At 70.4% G+C, this 548-nt stretch carries 1 protein-coding gene; it reads left to right on the top strand.

Features of this window, described 5'->3' with window-relative positions:
- Nucleotides 1-548: NAD(P)/FAD-dependent oxidoreductase (locus RISW2_RS23100; RefSeq protein ID WP_043775939.1), on the top strand; the 548-nt coding region annotated here is incomplete at both ends.

Below are 548 nucleotides of genomic sequence, written 5' to 3'. Positions count from 1 at the left end.
GGCCGCAAGGTGCTGCAGGAATTCGTGGCCGCCGACGCGCCGCCCGAGATCCTGTACGTCAGCAAGCCGCACATCGGCACCTTCCGCCTGGTCAAGATGATCGAGCAGATGCGCGCCCAGATCGCCTCGCTGGGCGGCGAGTTCCGCTTCGAGAGCCGCGTGGACGACATCGAGATCGAGGACGGCCGGGTGCGCGGCGTGCGCCTGGCGGGCGGGGAATTCATTGCCGCCCGCCACGTGGTGCTGGCGGTCGGCCACAGCGCCCGCGACACCTTCCGCATGCTGCACGCGCGCGGCGTGTTCATGGAGCCCAAGCCGTTCTCGCTGGGTTTCCGCATCGAACACCCGCAATCCGTGATCGACCGGGCCCGCTTCGGTCCCAGCGCCGGCCATCCGGTGCTCGGCGCGGCCGACTACAAGCTGGTGCATCACGCCGGCAACGGCCGCGCGGTCTACAGCTTCTGCATGTGCCCGGGCGGCACCGTGGTCGCCGCCGCCTCGGAGCCGGGCGGCGTGGTCACCAACGGCATGAGCCAGTACTCGCGCAA

Source organism: Roseivivax isoporae LMG 25204, from assembly GCF_000521865.1.
Classification (GTDB): Bacteria; Pseudomonadota; Alphaproteobacteria; order Rhodobacterales; family Rhodobacteraceae; genus Roseivivax; species Roseivivax isoporae.
The sequence above is the reverse complement of the archived record's forward strand: the minus strand, read 5'-3'. Positions and strand labels throughout refer to the sequence as shown.